20 protein-coding genes, 1 pseudogene and 1 riboswitch are annotated in these 19,628 nt (G+C 29.8%); of the genes and pseudogenes, 3 read left to right on the forward strand and 18 right to left on the reverse strand.

Going from position 1 to position 19,628, the window contains the following annotated elements; translation table 11 throughout:
- Nucleotide 1: 1 nt before the first annotated feature.
- Together ACZ41D_RS10960 and ACZ41D_RS10965 are read right to left on the reverse strand one after the other, a co-directional pair.
- Entirely contained in the window at nucleotides 2-922 is a 921-nt protein-coding gene (locus ACZ41D_RS10960) for an ABC transporter permease (RefSeq protein ID WP_464151445.1), read from the reverse strand.
- A gap of 239 nt (nucleotides 923-1,161) precedes the next feature.
- Nucleotides 1,162-3,189 (reverse strand): sigma-54 interaction domain-containing protein, encoded by a 2,028-nt coding sequence (locus ACZ41D_RS10965; protein WP_464151446.1) that lies wholly within the window; start codon nucleotides 3,187-3,189, stop codon nucleotides 1,162-1,164.
- A 190-nt stretch (nucleotides 3,190-3,379) separates the two neighbouring features.
- On the opposite strand from ACZ41D_RS10965, the gene ACZ41D_RS10970 reads away from it, so the two are divergent.
- A complete protein-coding gene (locus ACZ41D_RS10970; RefSeq protein WP_464151447.1) occupies nucleotides 3,380-4,444 on the forward strand; it encodes a M42 family metallopeptidase in 1,065 nt (354 codons plus the stop codon).
- A gap of 145 nt (nucleotides 4,445-4,589) precedes the next feature.
- Here the strand turns inward: ACZ41D_RS10970 and ACZ41D_RS10975 are convergent, their stop codons facing one another.
- Nucleotides 4,590-4,913, reverse strand: a complete 324-nt coding sequence (locus tag ACZ41D_RS10975; RefSeq protein WP_464151448.1) for a YerC/YecD family TrpR-related protein — start codon at nucleotides 4,911-4,913, stop codon at nucleotides 4,590-4,592.
- A 196-nt stretch (nucleotides 4,914-5,109) separates the two neighbouring features.
- On the opposite strand from ACZ41D_RS10975, the gene ACZ41D_RS10980 reads away from it, so the two are divergent.
- Nucleotides 5,110-5,310 (forward strand): hypothetical protein, encoded by a 201-nt coding sequence (locus ACZ41D_RS10980; protein ID WP_464151449.1) that lies wholly within the window; start codon nucleotides 5,110-5,112, stop codon nucleotides 5,308-5,310.
- A 50-nt stretch (nucleotides 5,311-5,360) separates the two neighbouring features.
- On the opposite strand, the gene ACZ41D_RS10985 is transcribed toward ACZ41D_RS10980, so the two are convergent.
- The 13 genes and pseudogenes from ACZ41D_RS10985 to ACZ41D_RS11045 all read right to left on the reverse strand — a co-directional run bounded on the left by ACZ41D_RS10985 (nucleotide 5,361) and on the right by ACZ41D_RS11045 (nucleotide 14,881).
- Nucleotides 5,361-6,371 (reverse strand): ABC transporter substrate-binding protein, encoded by a 1,011-nt coding sequence (locus tag ACZ41D_RS10985; protein WP_464151450.1) that lies wholly within the window; start codon nucleotides 6,369-6,371, stop codon nucleotides 5,361-5,363.
- A 53-nt stretch (nucleotides 6,372-6,424) separates the two neighbouring features.
- Nucleotides 6,425-7,237, reverse strand: a complete 813-nt coding sequence (locus ACZ41D_RS10990; RefSeq protein WP_464151451.1) for an ABC transporter ATP-binding protein — start codon at nucleotides 7,235-7,237, stop codon at nucleotides 6,425-6,427.
- On the reverse strand, nucleotides 7,237-8,244 hold the full coding sequence (locus ACZ41D_RS10995) for a FecCD family ABC transporter permease (RefSeq protein WP_464151452.1): 1,008 nt from the start codon (nucleotides 8,242-8,244) through the stop codon (nucleotides 7,237-7,239). Before ACZ41D_RS10995 ends, ACZ41D_RS10990 begins: the two co-directional genes overlap by 1 nt.
- A 4-nt stretch (nucleotides 8,245-8,248) precedes the next feature.
- Nucleotides 8,249-8,926: a precorrin-6A reductase gene (cobK, locus tag ACZ41D_RS11000; protein WP_464151453.1), complete on the reverse strand. Its 678-nt coding sequence runs from the start codon at nucleotides 8,924-8,926 to the stop codon at nucleotides 8,249-8,251.
- Between the two features lie 97 nt (nucleotides 8,927-9,023).
- Nucleotides 9,024-9,182 (reverse strand): hypothetical protein, encoded by a 159-nt coding sequence (locus ACZ41D_RS11005; RefSeq protein WP_464151454.1) that lies wholly within the window; start codon nucleotides 9,180-9,182, stop codon nucleotides 9,024-9,026.
- A 17-nt stretch (nucleotides 9,183-9,199) separates the two neighbouring features.
- Nucleotides 9,200-10,246 (reverse strand): cobalt-precorrin 5A hydrolase, encoded by a 1,047-nt coding sequence (gene cbiG, locus ACZ41D_RS11010; protein WP_464153143.1) that lies wholly within the window; start codon nucleotides 10,244-10,246, stop codon nucleotides 9,200-9,202.
- 6 nt (nucleotides 10,247-10,252) lie between these two features.
- Nucleotides 10,253-10,522 (reverse strand): annotated as a pseudogene (locus tag ACZ41D_RS11015) (SAM-dependent methyltransferase); the annotation flags it as partial.
- A 12-nt stretch (nucleotides 10,523-10,534) separates the two neighbouring features.
- A complete protein-coding gene (locus ACZ41D_RS11020) occupies nucleotides 10,535-10,735 on the reverse strand; it encodes an SAM-dependent methyltransferase (RefSeq protein ID WP_464151455.1) in 201 nt (66 codons plus the stop codon).
- Entirely contained in the window at nucleotides 10,732-11,280 is a 549-nt protein-coding gene (gene cbiT, locus ACZ41D_RS11025; RefSeq protein WP_464151456.1) for a precorrin-6Y C5,15-methyltransferase (decarboxylating) subunit CbiT, read from the reverse strand. Before cbiT ends, ACZ41D_RS11020 begins: the two co-directional genes overlap by 4 nt.
- Nucleotides 11,261-11,863: a precorrin-6y C5,15-methyltransferase (decarboxylating) subunit CbiE gene (gene cbiE, locus ACZ41D_RS11030; protein ID WP_464151457.1), complete on the reverse strand. Its 603-nt coding sequence runs from the start codon at nucleotides 11,861-11,863 to the stop codon at nucleotides 11,261-11,263. Before cbiE ends, cbiT begins: the two co-directional genes overlap by 20 nt.
- Nucleotides 11,860-12,930: a cobalt-precorrin-5B (C(1))-methyltransferase CbiD gene (cbiD, locus tag ACZ41D_RS11035; protein ID WP_464151458.1), complete on the reverse strand. Its 1,071-nt coding sequence runs from the start codon at nucleotides 12,928-12,930 to the stop codon at nucleotides 11,860-11,862. Before cbiD ends, cbiE begins: the two co-directional genes overlap by 4 nt.
- On the reverse strand, nucleotides 12,930-13,550 hold the full coding sequence (locus tag ACZ41D_RS11040; RefSeq protein ID WP_464151459.1) for a precorrin-8X methylmutase: 621 nt from the start codon (nucleotides 13,548-13,550) through the stop codon (nucleotides 12,930-12,932). The genes cbiD and ACZ41D_RS11040 overlap by 1 nt, the downstream gene beginning before the upstream one ends.
- A gap of 20 nt (nucleotides 13,551-13,570) precedes the next feature.
- Nucleotides 13,571-14,881 carry a cobyrinate a,c-diamide synthase gene (locus ACZ41D_RS11045; RefSeq protein WP_464151460.1) on the reverse strand — a complete coding sequence of 437 codons (1,311 nt, stop codon included), beginning with the start codon at nucleotides 14,879-14,881 and terminating at the stop codon, nucleotides 13,571-13,573.
- 134 nt (nucleotides 14,882-15,015) lie between these two features.
- A riboswitch (cobalamin riboswitch) is annotated at nucleotides 15,016-15,174 on the reverse strand.
- Nucleotides 15,175-15,430: 256 nt separating this feature from the next.
- Here ACZ41D_RS11045 and ACZ41D_RS11050 point away from each other — a divergent pair.
- On the forward strand, nucleotides 15,431-17,407 hold the full coding sequence (locus ACZ41D_RS11050; RefSeq protein ID WP_464151461.1) for a M28 family metallopeptidase: 1,977 nt from the start codon (nucleotides 15,431-15,433) through the stop codon (nucleotides 17,405-17,407).
- A 12-nt stretch (nucleotides 17,408-17,419) separates the two neighbouring features.
- Here ACZ41D_RS11050 and ACZ41D_RS11055 read toward each other — a convergent pair whose 3' ends face one another.
- Together ACZ41D_RS11055 and amrB are read right to left on the reverse strand one after the other, a co-directional pair.
- Complete coding sequence (locus ACZ41D_RS11055; protein ID WP_464151462.1) at nucleotides 17,420-18,667, reverse strand: M20/M25/M40 family metallo-hydrolase; 1,248 nt, start codon at nucleotides 18,665-18,667, stop codon at nucleotides 17,420-17,422.
- A 58-nt stretch (nucleotides 18,668-18,725) separates the two neighbouring features.
- Entirely contained in the window at nucleotides 18,726-19,628 is a 903-nt protein-coding gene (amrB, locus tag ACZ41D_RS11060; RefSeq protein WP_464151463.1) for an AmmeMemoRadiSam system protein B, read from the reverse strand.

Raw genomic sequence — 19,628 nt, forward strand, 5'->3', positions numbered from 1 at the left:
TTTAACTATCTATTTTTATCCTAGGGTCAATTAATCCATAACAAATATCTATTAAAAAATTAATTGCTACTAAAAAAGTACTATAAAATACTGTTACGCCAACAATCATAGTATAATCCCTATTTTGTATGCTCGTAACAAAATGAGTCCCCAATCCTGGTACCCCAAATATTTGTTCTACAACAAAACTACCTGTCAAAATACCTGCAGTTAAAGGCCCTAAATAAGTAAGTAATGGAATCAAAGCATTTTTTAGTGCGTGTATATAAATTACAATCCTTTCTGCTAAACCTTTTGATCTAGCAGTTCTAATATAATCCTGTTGAATTACCTCTAACATACTAGACCTAACTAATCTAGATATAAAGGCCATAGGATATCCAGCCAAAGTCACAGCCGGTAGTATAGAAGTAGATACACCTTCCCATAATCCTACAGTAAATATTCCAAATTTTAATGCAAAAACATATATAAGCAAAGTAGCTATAACAAAATTTGGTACAGTAACTCCTAAAGTAGCAATGAACATTACCAAATTATCCTGCCACTTTCCTCTACGAAGTGCAGAAATTATGCCTATAGGTACTCCTATAAACAAAGATAACAGTATAGCAAGTGCTCCTATAAACGCAGATATTGGAAAAGTCTCTCCTATTATCTCATTTACAGTCCTTCCAGCATATCTATAAGATGGACCCAAATCAAATTTTACGAGATTTTTTAAATAGTCAAAATATTGTTTATATAGAGGATCATTCATATGATATCGTTCTAAAACCTTCTCCATTACCTCAGGAGGTATAGCTTTCTCATCAGTAAAAGGTCCACCAGGGATAGCCCTAATAAGAAAAAAAGTTAAAGTTATAACTACCAATAATGTAATAATACTTGATTCAAGCCGTTTTAATATATACCTAGTCACTTATATCCTCTCCTTTTGAATACTATGTCTACTAATCTTTTTATTTAGTAACTAAATCTAATATTAACTTGAAAAAATTATAAAAATTTTTGAATAATAAATAATTTTTCATTATATTTATGAACTTTGTATATTATACAAGCAAAATTCATGCCAACTAATATACGCAATATTTTCAAAATAAATTACCTTTTATTAATAATTTATAACTTTATTAGGTTAATTAAACAAATTTATAATCACCTAATAGAGTTCTTCTTTTTAATATTTTCCAGAACCATTTTACCAAAAAAAGTTATTTCGCATCCTCCTCTAGTATTATTTATTACCACGTATTTTCGTTTTTGTAATTTCTTCAAAATGGTCCTAATTTTACTTTCTGTAATATCTTTATTGTCTGATGCTAAAATTTCGTAAATTTTATACCTTCCTATTTTAGGATTACTATTAATAATATCAAGTATATTGTATTCATATTCAGTAAGGGTTTTAGTAGACTCTAATTCTGATTCCATCATATATTTAGGAAGTTCTGATAAATCTATTTTTTTTGCACCCTTTATACAAGAAAAATATTCAACTAAATTTTTTATCTCTCTTACATTGCCTCTATAATCATATTCCATAAGAAATTCTATTACCCTATCAGTACATATATCTTTAAGTTGTAAATCAGAATCATTAAAATATTCTTTTATAAAATAATTAAAAAGTATTGGAATATCATCTCTTCTTTGTCTTACAGGTATAGTATCTATTGGCATAACGTTAATTCTATAAAATAAGTCTTCTCTAAACATACCTTTAGATACCATGTCGTATAAATTTTTATTAGTAGCTGCTATAACCCTAACATCTATGGGTATTCTTTCAGAACTCCCTATCTTTCTTATTTCTTTTTCTTGTAGTACTCTAAGCAGTCTAACTTGAAAATCTAAAGGAGCATCACCTATTTCATCAAAAAAAATTGTTCCTTTATGAGCCATTTCAAAAAGTCCCTTGCTTCCACCTTTACTAGCTCCAGTGAATGAACCTTCTACATATCCAAATAATTCACTATCTAAAAGACTTGGTTGAATAGCAGCAAAATTAACTGGAATAAAAGGATAATTTTTTCTTGGGGAATTATAGTGTATTGATTGTGCAATTATCTCTTTTCCAGTTCCACTTTCCCCTTGAATTAGAACACAGGCATCATTATGAGATATTTTTTTTGCTCGGTCTAACATATCCAATGTAGCTTTATCAACAGTTATATAATCTTCAAAACTATATTTCTTTAATACTCCTTTATAATCAGTTTTTTTTCTTACCATAAATTCTTTTTTGTTAATACTATCTGTATAATTTACATGTATCAAATATGATTTTTCATTAAATTCATATACCTCATAAGCAACAATAAATACGCCTTTTTTATCTTTATTTTTAATAATTTTACCATCTTTAAGGATCTCATCTATTTGTATTTTAATATTATTACTTTTAAATATATCTGCTAAGTTTTTTCCAACTATGTTTGTATCAGATAAACATAAAATATTTTCAAATTTGTTATTAGCCATTTTAATTGTGCAATTATCGTTAATGAGACAAACTCCTTCATCAATACTATTAAGAACATTTTTAAGTATTTGTTGTGTGTTATACAGTTTTCTTAGTTGAATATTGGAGTTTTTAACCACATTAGCAAAACTTTTAAGATAATCTTGTGTAATAGAATTAATTAACTTAATCGGCAATTTTAGTTTATGTGCAATTTCACTAATATCTGATATATTAGGAACCCTACATCCTAAATCAATTATTTTTTCTATGTGTTCAGGAGCATACCGTGCTTCTCCAGCAGTAATAGCATTTTTTATACTTCTATCTACTTTACATCCAGGATAATAAGGTATCAAATTAAAATAAACAACACCCATATCCTTTAACTGCTGAATAGCCTCTTCTATACCACGTTTACTGTCATTTACAAAATATACATATGAATTCGGTTCTAAATCAAATATTCCATCTATCTTTTTATAATTAAAAGTTCTATGTGAAAATATAATCTTGTCGTTTCCTATAAATCTTTTGAGAATTTTATCATCAGGTTGATTTGGTAAAACAATTAAATCATAGTTTTCTTCTTTTTTTTCATCTAATTCTGATATCAGGCAGCTATCTAAATCAACATACTCGTGAAAAATATTGTAAAGATACTCGTATATGGCATCTTTCGTATGATTATTTGCAGCAATTACTAAAATACTACTCCTCATATTCCCCCTCCTCTTAATTGTAAAGCCAAGTTATTTAGATATTTTATTTTAATATATATAATATACCTTTTATGTAGTCAATAAAATATTTTTAAATAAAATATTTTTAAACCAAAAAATTGGCATGAATTTTGAATGAAACTTAAAATAGTAAAATAATAATCAATAATCAACGCATGGGAGGTATTATATGGAAACTTTAGCCATGATTAAAGATTTGTCTAATTGTTATGGTGCACCAGGTTTTGAGGACAATGTTCTAGAAGTAGTAAAAAAATATAAAGCTAATCTTTCTTATGAACGTGATTCTATGATGAACTGCTATTTAAATCTAGCAAAAAAAGATAACAAAAAGATGACTGTTATGTTAGATGCACATTTAGATGAAGTAGGTTTCATGGTCCAATCTATAGATGAAAAAGGCCTAATTAATTTTATTCCTTTAGGTGGTTGGGTAACACATAATATTCCTGCTCATCTAGTAATGATAAAAAATTCAGAAGGTAAATATGTAAAAGGAATTATAACTTCTAAGCCTCCTCATTTCATGACTGCTCAAGAAAAGGAGAAAAAGATAGATATATCAGATCTTAAAATAGATGTAGGTGCTACTTGTAGGGAAGAAATAATAAATGAATTTAAAATAAATATAGGAGCACCCATTGTCCCATATGTAATGTTTGAATACAATGAAAATAACAAGATTATGATGGGCAAAGCCTTTGACAACAGACTAGGATGTGCTGCTGTAATAGAAGTCCTAAAAAAAATAGAAAATGAAGATTTATCAGTTAATGTTGTAGGAGCATTAGCAGCGCAAGAAGAAGTAGGAACAAGAGGAGCTCAAATAACTGCAAATAGAGTTAAACCAGATATAGCTATAGTATTTGAAGGTAGCCCAGCCGATGATGTATATACTGATAAATATACTATGCAGTCAGGACTTAATTATGGTCCTCAAATAAGACATAGAGATAGTTCCTATGTATCTCATCATAGGTTCATAACTTTTGCAAAAAAAATTGCCAATGAAAATAATATACAATATCAAGAAACAGTAAGAGTAGCAGGAAGTACAAATGCTGGCAAAATACATCTTTCAAATAAAGGAGTACCTACTTTAGTTTTAGGTATACCTACTAGGTATGCACACACTCACTACTGCTATGCATCATTTAAAGATTTTCAAAATACTGTAAATCTTGCTGTGGAAATAATTAAAAATATTAACAGTGATGTCATTAATTCGTTTTAATATGCTAATTTCCCCCTTCATTATATATATTGAGTAGGTAAACTCGGGAATAACCAACCCCGGGTTTTCCTCTCACAGAATAATATTAGTCATAAAATAAAAACTGGATATAATCCAGTTTTTATGTTAATTGAGGAAGGTTAAATTACTTGTTTTTATCTCCGAAAACGTTTTTTCCATACCCTAATCTATCCAAGATTATATTATATCCGTCTGCTCCATAATGAAGTGCCCTGCTTATCCTGCTTATAGTAGCAGTACTAACCCCTGTTTCCTCTTCTATTTCAATGTATGTTTTTTCCTGCTTTAAAAGTTTTGCTACATGTAGTCTTTGAGCCATTGATAGTATTTCCTTTATAGTACATACATCTTCAAAAAATCTATAGCATTCCTCAATATTTTCCAATTTTAATATAGCTTCAAAAAAATTATCAACTTGTTCGTTCTTTATTTTAGATTTATAAGCCAAAAAAACACCCCCTCAAGTTTATTATTCTATCTTTTTATAAAAAAACCTTCAAAATAATATAGAAATTACTGATTATTGATACCAAAATTTATTCTTTTTCAACATAGTAATTATCATACTTCCTTATTTGTCAATTTAAACAAGTAGTATAAATAATTTTATTTTAACCAAAATATAATTGAAAGGGTGAAAATATATGAACAATAAAAAAAATACTACAAATGGATATGACAAAATTCTTGAAACCTATAATAAATATAAACACCCTATTATTGAAAATCAGATGAATGCACTGGTTTTCCCATGGAGTATGAAAAGGGATGTAGATGCTATTGATACACTAAATTTCATTGAAAACATTAGATTAAATCCAAGCAACAGAAAGCCTCAGATTTAGAATCTGAGGCTTAAAACTTTAAACTTTATTCTTATATTGTAAAATACATACTACTTATCAAATACTTCTGGATATAATATTTTAGCTAGTCCTTCATATGCCTCTGCATATCTATCGTTTGGTATATATAAGTACAAATCCTTTGGGAGTATGATATATCTATCATTTTTAACAGCTGTCAATGATGCCCATGCTGGATTAGATTCTGCATCATCTTTTAACCTTTTAAATATTTTTTCTTTATCACTACCCATTATTTGAACAAAAATAAAATCTGGATCTTCTTGAAGTATTTTTTCCATGCTAAATACCTTTGCATCTGTAGAGTTTCCAATTTTCCCTGAAATATTTATAGTGTTTAAATCCTCTAACATTTCACCTACCATAGAATCTGTTCCTCTAACAGTTAAATTTTTAGCAGTAGCATAAATTATAAGGATTTTAGGTTTTTTGTCCTTTGGTACTTTTTCTATTATTTTTTCAATATCCTCATTAACTTTTTTACCATACTGTTCATATAAATCTTCTCTACCAGTTAATGCTGTAAACAGTTTCACTGTTTTTAAATAATCATCTTTATATTTAATTTCTAAAAGCATAACTTTAATGTTGTTTTGTTCCAAAATATCTACCATGCCTCTGTGAGCAGTAAGAAAATTACTTAATATTACTAAATCTGGTTTGAGTGACAATATTTTTTCTACACTTGGTGAACCTGCTGTTCCAACTACCTCTGCATTCTCTGACCCTGGAACTGGTTTGTCAGCTGTTGCTTCAACTCTTCCTACAACTGTACCACCACATTTATACCACAAATCTAGATACGAATTATAAATACATACTACTCTTTCAGGATTCTTGTTATAAGTTATTTCTTTCCCTCTTGCATCTACAAATGTAACTGTATCTTCATCTATTTTTATATCACTTTCCTCTAATGTCTTTTCCTCCACATCATTTTGACTATTATTAACCTCACTCTGTCCATTTGTACAGCCAGCAAAAATTGACATAGACATAATAATTGCTAATACTAAACATAAATATTTTTTTATTCTCATTTGTCCCACTCCATTTTTTTATTTTTATTAAATCATTTCTTTGCAACTCATAATTACTCTAAAGAAATATTTTGCAGATTCATTCCAAGGCATATTTTCCTTGGAATAAAATATGGGCAATTTATTACTTCATCTTTATATATATCAGCTTCAATTCCAAATATATTTTTTAATGTGTTATTATTAATGATATTACTAGGAGTACCTTTCATTGCTAATTTCCCATCTTTAAGTATATATATCTTGTCAGAATATCTAGCAGCTTGATTCAAATCATGAAGCACCATAACAATAGTAATATTTAAAGTTTTATTTAATTCTTTTACTAATTCTAATACTTCCAGCTGATAAGATATATCTAAATAAGTAGTAGGCTCATCAAGAAGTAATATTTTAGGTCTCTGTGCTATAGCCATGGCTATCCACGCTCTCTGTCTTTCTCCTCCAGATAAAGTAGCTACAAATCTCTTCCTTAAACTTTGAAGTCTAGTTTTTTCTATAGCCCAATCAACAATCTCAATATCTTTTTTAAGTAATCTCTTACTAAATCCAAGGTGAGGATACCTTCCATATGAAACTAAATCTTCTACTACTATATCTGAAGGTACCTTCTTGATTTGTGGTAAAATCGCTAATCTTTGAGCCACTTTTTTTGTATTTATAGAATAAATGTTTTCATCATCTAAATATACAGTTCCACTAGAAGGCTTTAAACATCTAGAGATAGCTCTAAGTAATGTTGATTTTCCAGAACCATTAGGACCAATTATAGAAACCAATTCTCCCTCCTTTACTTCAAAATCAATTTCTTTTAATACATCCTTATCACCATATTTGATACAAAGCCCTTCAGTTCTAATACTCATTAACTCATGCCTCCTTTTCTTCTTAATAAGTACAAGAAGAATGGTCCTCCACAAGCTGACATTATTATCCCTACTGGAATTTCCATAGGTGCAAACAAAAGCCTAGCTAATGTATCACATAATATAACAACTGATGCCCCTAAAAAAATAGATGCAGGAAACAAGTACCTATAGTCAGAACCAATCAATAATCTAGCAATATGAGGTACTATAAGCCCAACAAATCCTAATAACCCTACTGCACTTACAGCACTACCAGCAAGTAAAGAAGCTAGAATGATGAAAAAGAATCTTGTCCTCTCTACTTTCACTCCTAATCCAGTTGCTATTTCATCTCCAAGCATTAATATATTTAACTTATTTGGCATAAATAGAACTAATATTATCCCTGTTATCGTATATGGAAAAATCATATTCACTTGGGTCCAAGTAGTTGAAGACAATCCTCCTACCATAAAGCCTATGACTCCAGCAACTCTATCTGGATAAAATGTCATGAGAGCATTTATGCCTGCACTAAGTATTGAGGATATTGCTACACCTGCTAAGATAAGCCTTGTAGGTCTTATTCCTTCCTTCCAAGCTAAGGAGTAAATAATTAAAGTAGCAAGTAATGCCCCAATAAACGCACCTGCAGGAACTATATAATAATATTCTGGAAATAATATGAGTATTATTAATGCAGCAAGTCCACCTCCTGAAGATACTCCAATAATATTAGGGCTAGCAAGTGGATTTCGCATTATACCTTGAAGTATAGCTCCTGCTAGTGAAAAGCACACTCCTACAAGACCTGCTACAATAGTTCTAGGTAATCTAACATTCCATATTACTTGATAATTAACAGTATCTTTCTCGTAAAAAATAGCTTTAATGATATTTGATGGAGAAATCTTTACTGCTCCATTTCCTACACTAATAAAGAAGCTAATGATTGATAAAATAACAAACAAAAACAATATCAAATTTTTACTTAAGCCTTTGTTTCTTAATAATGAATTTTCCATAATATCACCTATCCCTGCCTATTACTACAGGTTTTATTCCTAGTCTTCTGCAGGCATTTATCTTTTCAATAGTCCCACCTTGCTTTCCACTATCTTTCATGACCACAAAATCTGCATTATATTCCTTAAACATAGCAAAGTTTAAATCCTCAGAAAAAGGGCCAAGAATAGCTATTATGTCTTTCATCTGAATATTATTCTTCTTACATTCATTAATACTCATAGGTGTAGGAAGGACTCTGTATATAAATCTATTATTTCCTCTTACTTTTTCAAAATCACTAATATTTTTAGAACCTGTAGTAAAGAAAACTGTTCCTTTTATTCCCCTTAAATAATCTAATGTATCCTCTAAGTTTTTGATATATACAGCATAAGAGGGAATGTCAGTTTTATCTCTCTCATACCTCAAATATTTAATATTCTCCATTTCTGAAACTCTTTTGGCATTTTCACTTACAACCTTAGCGTAAGGGTGAGAAAGATCTATAATTAATTTTATAGAATTATCACGAACAAATTTAAGCATATCATTAAAATCCATTCTACCAACTCTTAATTCCTCACAATCAATAAACTCCCTCTCTTCTTCAGTTGCAGCAGTTACAATAAAGTCTTTTTTACCTTTTATTCTATTGACAAACTCCCTGGCTTCAGTTGTGCCTCCAATTATCCAAATCAAATCTTATACCCCCTTGGAGTTATCATTCTCCCATTTTCTACATATGTTTTGCTATTACCTATAGGTGTCGATGCCAATTTATATTTCATCATTATTTCTACTGCTTTTTTAAGATGGTCTTTTCTTCCATTACTTCTTGGATTATAAATAGCTTATTACATCTTTCTATCTCTCCCCTCATACCAGTAGAAAATACTTCTTGCCCATCTAAAAAGTCCTTTATATATTCAATATAGGGAGCATATCTCTGGTCCAATTCCTATAACATATAGCTTAGCCATTATACTCCTCCTTTGATACAGCAATAGTAATGCCATTTACCTTTTTCTTATTAACTACTATTTGTCCTCCTAATAAATATGCACAAGGCTCACATACTGAGTAAACTCCTATTTTACTTTTCACGAATTCACTTTTTTCAAATTTATTTTCTACCTTTTGTATTTCTTCTTTAGTAAATATCTTTAATGGCAATTTAAAATATTTACAAGCTTCAATTATTCCTTGTTCGTCCTTTTTTATCTCTATAGTCCCTGCAGATTTTAAAGACTTCTCCGATAAATTATTCTCTTTAAAAACATTTCTTATAGATTCAATTATTCTATATCCACTTATACCTTTTTTACATCCAATTCCTATATTTAAGTTTTTAGGTCTTAATATACAATGTGGTGTTTTTATATCTACATTTTCGTTTGATGTAACACATATAACACCATCCATATCATTTTTATATAAGTTAATGTCCTCATTGCTCAAGTAAACTAAATTATTATATTTAATAGCTCCATTAATTTCTGAATAAAAACCTATCTTTTTTCCATTTACCATCATGGAAGTTATATTTTTAACATCCTCCATATCTTCAATATGTAGATTCATTCTTTTAGCATACATATCTATAGATTCTATACCTCTAGCATCAGATGCTGTAGTTATTATAGGCATTGCCCCAATAGCATTTCCTATATATTCGCACAACGTATTTGCTCCTCCAATATGTCCTGAAAGTAAACTTATACTATATCTTGCCATATCATCAACTACAACTACTGCAGGGTCATATCTTTTATCCTTAATATATGGAGTCATCATCCTAACTGCTATTCCTATAGCTGAAATAAATACTATACCATCATATTTTTGTATTAAATCTTTAAGTATATTTTTTATTCCACCTTCTATAGATGAATTTTTATAATGGCAAATCTCATTAACAAAGGAACTATCATGTTTACTTAAATTAACTATTTTATCCCCAATAAGAATCTGTGCAGTACTCTTTATTTCGGCTTCCTTAACTTTAAAACTTATATCCATTAAGGTTCCTTTAACTATTTTTTCGTCTTCCCAAGTAGCTTTATAAACTACAGCTACAGGAACATCATCTCTTTTATATCCTCTTTTCAATTTTTCAACAACGCCATCAATATTTTGGACAGAAAGAAATATAGCCATAGAAGCTCCATAAGAAGCAAGCTTTTCTAAATCCTCTTTTTCTGGCACTGGAGTCCTTCCTTTAAGTCTAGTAAGTATAATAGTTTGACTTACTTCCGGTAATGTAAATTCTTTTTTTATTTCACAACAAGCAGCAGTAAAAGAACTAACTCACGGGATAACTTCTATAACTTCCTCTAACGTCATAGACGCACTGTTATAAAATTGGCATCCTTCTTTACAAAACTTAAGATGTTCTTTTGATACTAAACTTCCTGCATATATAACTATGTCTGCATTTTCTAAAAGTTTTCTTCCTTTTACTGTTATTAAATCTACATCTCCTGGTCCTGCTCCAACAAATCTAATCATCTCTTCACTCCCTTTATTATAAAAATAGGATTGTTTCCTTTTAGCATTCCAATTTTATTTACCTTAGACGACTGTATAAGAGTTGTCTCTATATCTTCATATTTGTATTTTTCTAACAATGATAAAAATAAGTTCATATTTTTAAGAGTAATAAAATTCGCACATACAATACCTTTTTGTAAAAGAGCTTTATCTAGGTACTCAAATATCTCTTCTAATTTTCCTCCACTTCCACCTATAAAACATTTATTTATAGTTAAACTAGGAAGACATTTTGGAGCTTCTCCTTGAATAATATTTACTTCTGCATTAAATTTTTCTGCATTCTTATTTATTAACTCTATACCTTCTTTTTCTTTTTCAACTACATATACTTTTGCTCCCTGTAAAGCAGCTTCAATAGAAATTGACCCTGTTCCGCCACCTATGTCTAGAAAAACATCATCTTTCTCTATGGAAAGATATGCTGTATTTAAAACTCTTATATCAAATTTTGTCATAGGGATATTCCCTCTTATAAAATCTTCATCTCTCAAATATCTCATTTTCTACCACCACCACAGCTAAAGGGGAAATATCTATTATTTCTTCCCCAATATCCTTTTTAATTATTAATTCATCTTCATATGATAGATTAAAGCCTGCATATATTTTACCTCGTACACCTAATTCATAAAGCTTTGAAGAAATATAAGAAGGACAATTTTCCTTATCAGTAAGCAAAACAGTCAATGAACTAGACTTTACTTTGGATAAATCTTCTTTTCTTCCATGAAGAGATAAAAACAATGCATTTTGCCAACTTTTATTAATCTTTGCCATCATGTATTGAAATGATGAAACCCCTGGCAAAACTTTATCTACCACTACATTTTTCTTTTTTAGATATTCTAATATTCCATAAAAGCATGGATCTCCTGAAGCTAATATGAGAATATCTTCATTAGCTTTTGAATAATTAAGGACTTCTTTTACAGAAGTAACTTTAATGTAATCCTTCTTTATTGATTTAAGAGAGTCTGCAACTCTCCCAAAAGCTAATACACACGAGGACTTCTCTATAGCTTCTTTAACTTCTTCAGTTAAGTATTTCGGATTACCAGGGCCTATTCCACCAACTGTTATCATAAAAAGGCACCTCTTTTCATGGAATATATTATTACTTTTACTTTATATTCTTCATCTTTTAAGTACTTTCTTATTTTATCTTCACAGCCTTTTTCCATGGCTTTAACCACATTTTTATACCCTTCATTTACACATATATCTAATGCTTCTTCAGCAGTCAAAGCATTATTGACCTTTTCTATAACATAATAAGGTGCTTTCATCAATGCTAAGTAATATATAAATGCTTCCATCCTGCCATCACAAACTCTGTTGTGCGTATTAAATGAACCAATAGATAACTTTGCAAGTTTACCAATATGCCCTACTAATGTTATAGATTTAATTCCTTTATTGTAAGCATAAAGAAAAGAATCCCCTACATAATTTGAAATCTTTACTCTCTTATTGTTTAAACCCAAAGAATCTGCTATTTTTTCTCCATAATTACCGGGAACGAAAATAACATTGTCTTTACCATATTTTTCTATAACTGTATCAACCTCAAGATATATAGTCTTTTTAAGTGCATCCTCAGACATAGGATATACTATGCCCTTAGTGCCAATAATTGATATACCCCCTTCTATGCCTATATTTTTGTTATAAGTTTTCTTAGCTATCTCTTTTCCTAAAGGTGCATATATTAACACATCATATCCACAGTTAGATACCTCACTTAATTCTTTTATTATCATCTTTTTAGGAACAGGATTTATTGCTGCTTCACCTATCTCTCCAAAAAGCCCTTTTCGAGCAATTCTACCTATACCTTCTCCACCATCAATGTGAATTTCCCCATCAGTTCTCTCTTTTACCTCTGCATATATCTTCATGCCATCTGTAACATCAGGGTCATCTCCTCCATCCTTTATAATGGCACAAGAAGCTTTTTCATTTTCCAGTTTAGGATTTACAACTTCTAACTTAAGCCTCACACCAGCAGGAGTATCTATTTCAACATATGGTATTGTCTGATTATTCTTCAACATAATAGCAGCAGCTTTTGACGCAGCTGCAGCACAGCTACCAGTAGTATATCCACATTTTAAACGTTTACCTTCCTTTATAACATACATATCCTTCATTATCTTCCCACCGCCATATACAATAAAGCGTTCATAACAGATGCGGCTACATTACTTCCTCCTTTTGTCCCTATAGTAGAAACAGATGGTACAATAGTCTCTCTTAAAACTTCCTTAGACTCCTTTGCTCCTACAAATCCTACTGGAACTCCTATTACAAATTTAGGACTAACTTTTCCTTCATTTATTAACTCACAAAGTCTAAATAAAGCTGTAGGAGCGTTTCCGATAACAAACATATCTATACCTTCAGCTACAGCCAAATCCACTGAACAAGCAGACCTAGTTGTACCCATTTCCTTTGAAAGCCTTATAACTCTTTCATCATCAATAAAATATTTTAAGCTACACAATGTCTTAGACAAAGCTTTTTTGTTTATACCAGAATAAGCCATCTTTGTATCTGTAAATATAATTCCACCATTTTTTATAGATTTTAAAGCATTATGAATGAAATCTTCTTTAAAAATAATTATGTGTCTATAATCGAAATCCCCAGTAGTATGAATCATTCTCTTAACTATTATTTTTTCTTCATCACTAAATGAAGTATCATCCATAACTTGTTCAATAATATTCATACTCTTTTCTTCAATTTCCATAGGCTTTTTTATATACATTTAATCCCCTCTTTTATTACTTATTTTTTGTTTCTCTCTACTACATCAAGCATATTATTAAATGATTTCATGTTCCCTAAAAAATGTACATGTGGATAACCAGCTAAAACATTTTTATATTTGTATCCACAATCCCACTTTTTCTTACTCATAGGTTTTGTGATTTTAAATACTTCATTACCATTTACATAAGTTTCTGATTTGTGAAATTCATGCCCTGTAAGTTTATCCCCTTTTTTACCTAACAAACAGTCTTCCTTTAGTTCAATATTGATATATCCAAATCTTTGCAGCTTATCAGTCATCTTACTTTTACCATGAAATACTCCACACATTTTAGAATCCTCAATCTCATCAGTTAAGTACATAAATCCACCACATTCTCCGTATATAGTTCCATATTTATCAGCAAACTTCTTTATATCCTTAAGTATTGCTGTATTTTTAGAAAGCTCTTTTCTATATACTTCAGGATATCCCCCGCCTAAATATAAAATATCGCAAGGAGGAAGCTTTTTATCTTTAAGCGGGGAAAAATACTTTACTAAACAAACGTTTTCAAAAAGCTTTAAATTTTCACTATAGTAGAAAGAAAAAGCTTTATCATATGCTATAGCAACTGATATATTTCTCTTTTTAGGATAATGAAAAGGTTTAGTATCTATTTCATTCATAATATTTAATATTTTATTAATATCAATATTTCTATCTACAATTACTGACGCTTCATCAATTATTTCTTCGATATTCTCTATCTCCATACCCTGAACTAAACCTAAATGTCTACTTTTTATTGCTAAATTTTCATTTTCTTCAATATATCCTAACACTTCTATACCAATGTATTCTTCGATTTTTTCCTTTAAAAGAAGATAAATCCCTTTATTAACTTTATTCAAAATTATTCCCTTGATTTTTGAACCTGCAAAATCTACCATCCCCTTTATTTTAGGAATAGCTGAGAACATTTCTCCTTTTGGAGTGTATACTAAAATAGTATTTATATCTAACCTTTTGGATATATCATAACTAGAATTTTCATAGGTATTGTAAATACCATCGAAATATCCCATAGCTCCTTCTATAATAGAATACTCCCCTTCTGCCATAGACAAAGCATATTTAACTCCTTCTTCACCCATCAAATGAAAGTCTAAATTACCTGCCCTTTCCCCTGAAGACAACTCTAAAAATTTCGTGTCTATGTAATCAGGCCCAGTTTTAAATCCACAAATATTTAAACCTCTTTTTTTAAGTGCCCTCAATAATCCAAGAGTAATAAGAGTTTTTCCACTTCCACTTGAGGGAGCCGTAATCATGATAGTTTTCATATCACTCCTCCTTGCTAATTAAATCATTCAAAAACTAAAAAATGGGAACTCCTTCAGAAGTTCCCATTAAAATCACCTTAAATTTACACAATACTATAAATACTATAATAATAGGTACTTACTTTCCCTCCGAAAGAGTACTTCCTTTTAAGGCAGGTATCCTGACTCACAGCTTAAACCTCCTCCCTCCTTCCCAGCAAAAGCCAGTGGATTGGGATTCGTCACTGTATACAGTAGCGGGGGCTGTAGTGGATTTTCACCACTTTCCCTAAACCTTAAAAGCATATTATTCTTTTTTCTATCTAAATAATACCATTTTATATATTTAAATGTCAATAGCAAGTAGGGACGGTTCTTGCTTGCCTCCCAGTTTATGTAATTTATAAAAATTATTACAGCGTTGACATATATATTATAAAATAGTATATTGTTTTCTAGGATATAAAAGTTATTTTTGTTAATTTTTTATATTATCCATATTTTATCTGTGAAAAATGGGTGCATTGATAATGAAAAAATCAAAAAGAACTTGCGAAGGAAGTGAATAAATTGAAAAAAATCTTTATAATAGTACTTGTTATCGTTATTGCTATAACCATTGGAGCATCTTTAAAGTCAAATGCAGATAAAGAATTAATAAATTATACTATAAAAGATATAAATGAATTTTTAGCTTCTAAAGAGCTGGAAGGCCGATTAACAGGAACTGAGGGTAATAAAAAAGCTGAAGAGTTTATATCCGAATATTTTAAATCATTAGGCCTAGAAACTCTAAAAGATAATACTTATTTATTACCTTATACTCATAATTTCGTTAACTTTAACGACGAAGAGATAAAAATGGTCATAGAATATGAAAATGGCACTACTAGAGAATGTATTGCAGGTAAGGATTTTTTACCTAAAAGATATAATAAAAAAATAAATTTAACTGCCCCCATAAGTAAAGAAATAGATGAAAGTTCTTTCTTATTAGTTAATGATAACATAAAACCTGAATATTCAAGTGCAAAAGGAATATTACTTAAAACTAAATATTTTCATCATTATATTAGTATAGGTAATAACAAACCAGCTATTCAAATAAGTGAAGATCTATATAATGATTTAGCTAATAATAAATGCAATATAAATTATGAATATAACTTAAATATAAAAAAAATCAATGCAAATAATGTTGTAGGAAAGATTTCAGGTGAAGATAATAATAGCGCCATCATTTTATCTGCTCATTTTGATCATGTTGGAAAAATAGGAGATACAATATACTATGGTGCATTAGATAATAGCTCAGGTGTATCAATATTATTAGATTTAACAAGGAAATTAAAAGAATACTCAATAAATAATAATTTTAAGCAAGATATTATAATATGTGCTTTTAATGGTGAAGAATCAGGATTGCAAGGAAGTCAAGCTTTTGCTCAATTTATTAATGATAGGTATAAAAACATATGGAATATTAATTTTGACTGTATAGGAATTAAGGATAGAAAATTTACTATTAATAATTGTGAAGATTCAAACATAGAAAATTGTTTGAGTAATGATTTGTATGATTATCTTAATAGCAAAAACTATGATGTTTCTTTTGATACTTTTGATTCTTTTACTAGTGATCATGTAAGCTTCGAAGAATACGGTATCCCTGCTGTAAATATAGGACAAGATGAAACTAATATTATCCATTCCGAGCTTGATACAGTGAAAAAATTAGATATAGATTTGATTGAAAAATTTAGTAATGATATGTTTGAATTTATAGTAAAAAATGATGGTACTAACTATAATGAAGTAATAAATACATCTGATAACTTAGATATTCAATATGTTGACGAAGAGGAAGTTTTGGAATATGAAAAAATGTTAGAAGAAGAAGCTAAAGATTTAGAATTAAATCAGTACAAGCATATAATGGTTGATGGTATACCAGTATCCATCGAAAAGGATAATGAAACATATAATTCTTTATTAGACCTAAAAAAAATATTTAGCAACATCAATATTCCAGAAAATATTAGTAACTATAAATTGCACGATATAACAGTATATTGTTCTAAGCCATCAATTGATCATATAGGTGAAATTGGCAAAATATATACATATGATAACTTCTCATCTTCCAATATATATCAGCTCGTTATAAGGTATTCTAATAAGGATGATAATAGTAAAATACTTGAAATTAAAATATCCAAAACTGATGATAAATCTGTTGATGACATAATTACCGATCTCCATAAGTACAATAATTTTGTAATAGAAAAAATATCAAATGATAATCAATGTTATTGGATTGAATTTAGTGAAGACAAAAAATTTATTTTTATTATTGATGTTATCAATATCACCGAAAATGATGATATATTTTATATAATAAGGATTGACAAATATAAAATTGAAAAAATGGAAAGTGAAGATACAGATGTACATATATTAGATTGGTTTGAGCATTCAAAAGACAAAACTATTGAATTTATGAAAAATATTGATTTTAATGATCTTATAAATGGTATATTTGGGTAATAATATTATAATTTAAATTAATAGCCCTCCAATGTCCTCTATCCCTACTAATCCCAATATAAGCAAGAAAGTCTTTTGCACTCCAATATAAGCATCTTTAGGATCAAACCATTCTCTTACAGTATGTACATTGTCGCTTTTTCCACCAGTACCAACAGTTATAGCTGGTATTCCAAGACTAATGGGTAAGTTTGCGTCTGTGCTTGCTGTCTCACTAAAACAAGGCTCAAATCCCATAGTTTTTACAGCACAAGCAGCTGCTTGAACTATTGGTTCATTTGCATTTTGACTTCCTGCAGGTCTATCTCCTATTAGCTCAATATCAACACTTATTTTTTCTTCACAATTCCATCGTTCATTTTCCTTTATCGCAGCGTCTTCTGCTATATTTAATATTTTATTCTCAAGCTTTGATAATTCTTCAGGACAGTTAGAACGCATATCTACGTACATACTAGCTTCTGCTGCTATAGAGTTTATAGACGTTCCCCCTTCTATTTTCCCTACAGTAAATGTAGTTTTAGGCTTAGAAGGTGTTTTAATATCTGCTATTTCGCTTATTGCTCTACCTAATGCATGTATAGCACTTGGCAGTCCAAAATTTTCAAGGCTATGACCCCCAGGACCTTTATATGTTATTTTGTATCTTCGACTCCCAGTAGCTATGTATGTTATATGTTCTACTCCAGTACCATCAATGCTTATAAATCCGTCTATATCATTATTCTTCTTAAAAATATGCTTTACTCCTCGTAAATCACCTAGTCCCTCTTCACATACATTGGCACAAAACACAATATCACCTATTGTTTGTATATTAGTTTTATTAAGTGCTTTAATGATAGATATGATTTCAACTAATCCCCTCGTATCATCAGATATTCCTGGTGCATAAAGCTTGCCGTCTTTTTCCTTAACATTTGTATCTGTTCCTTCATCAAATACAGTATCTAAGTGAGCTGCCACTAATAATTTAGGACCTTTACCTGTCCCTTTTCTTATACCAAATACATTGCCAACTTCATCAATACTAACATCTTCAAGACCTAATTCTTTAAATCTTTTATAAAAATATTGACCTCGAATTTGCTCTTTAAATGTAGGTGCAGAAATACTGCAAATCCTTTTCTGTTCCTCTACAATATCTTCATGATCCTCTTTTATGAAGTCTAACCCTTCTTTTACAGCTTTATATTCCATAATTGCTTGATAAGTTTTTTCTATGTGGTCACTTACGTTAACATCACTATTTTTCACCATGTATAACCCCCTTGTTCTTGTATATTACAATTATACTACAAATTGCTCTTTTATTCCTCTATTTCCAATAGACAACTGTAAAATAGCTTGTTGTATAATCTCTATTTTCACCTGAAATTCTTGCAGAATTATTATGTTCTAATATAATTGCATTTTTAGCTCCGATATTATTCATAACTGTAATCAAGGTGATAATAGAAGATGGTGAGTCCATATAATCGTTGTTCATATGGCTTATGGTTAAAATATCTCTACTTAGTAATACTTTTTTAGTAAATTCGTCCTTTTTATCAGCTTCTTCTACAGACAGATAATGAGAAAAATCTACTGATGCTATTACTAGAAAGCTTTTCTCTCTTAACTGCTCCGATAACTTTTCTCCAAGCTCTATAGCTTTATTTATACCACAAGTGCCAGACACTAAGATAGGAACAATCTTAGTGTCTGGCATAAAATACTTTATATATGGAACAACAGATGAAATAGAATGTTCATTTTCCATCAATGTGAAATTTGCATCTGCTATACCACTATCAATAAAATAATCTACAATCGTTTTGTCAGCTTTAAGTTCTCCAAATGGCGTATCCCAAGTCCAGCTTCCAGTATGAATGTCACTTACACCTGCTCCAGTATGATTTGGTGCAACTACTACAACCACATCTGGCTGCTTTTTAGCAACTGTTTTAAAGAAAGAAGCTATCATTTTATCTGCTAATAAGTGGTGAGGTACTATTCCCCCTACTATCTCTTTATCATCTAATGATATTCCATCACTATCATTAACTGATATATGAAAGTTTATAGCATTATAATATTTACACTGAATTAACTTTTTTTCTCGCTGTATATTTTCTACGTTTATATCGCTTTTAGGTGAATATATTTCTCTGCCAATCAAAATAACTAAAATACATAGTACCCCACATAGACCACATAGAAGTTTTTTTCTATTCATCAT

Source organism: Brassicibacter thermophilus, assembly GCF_055378355.1.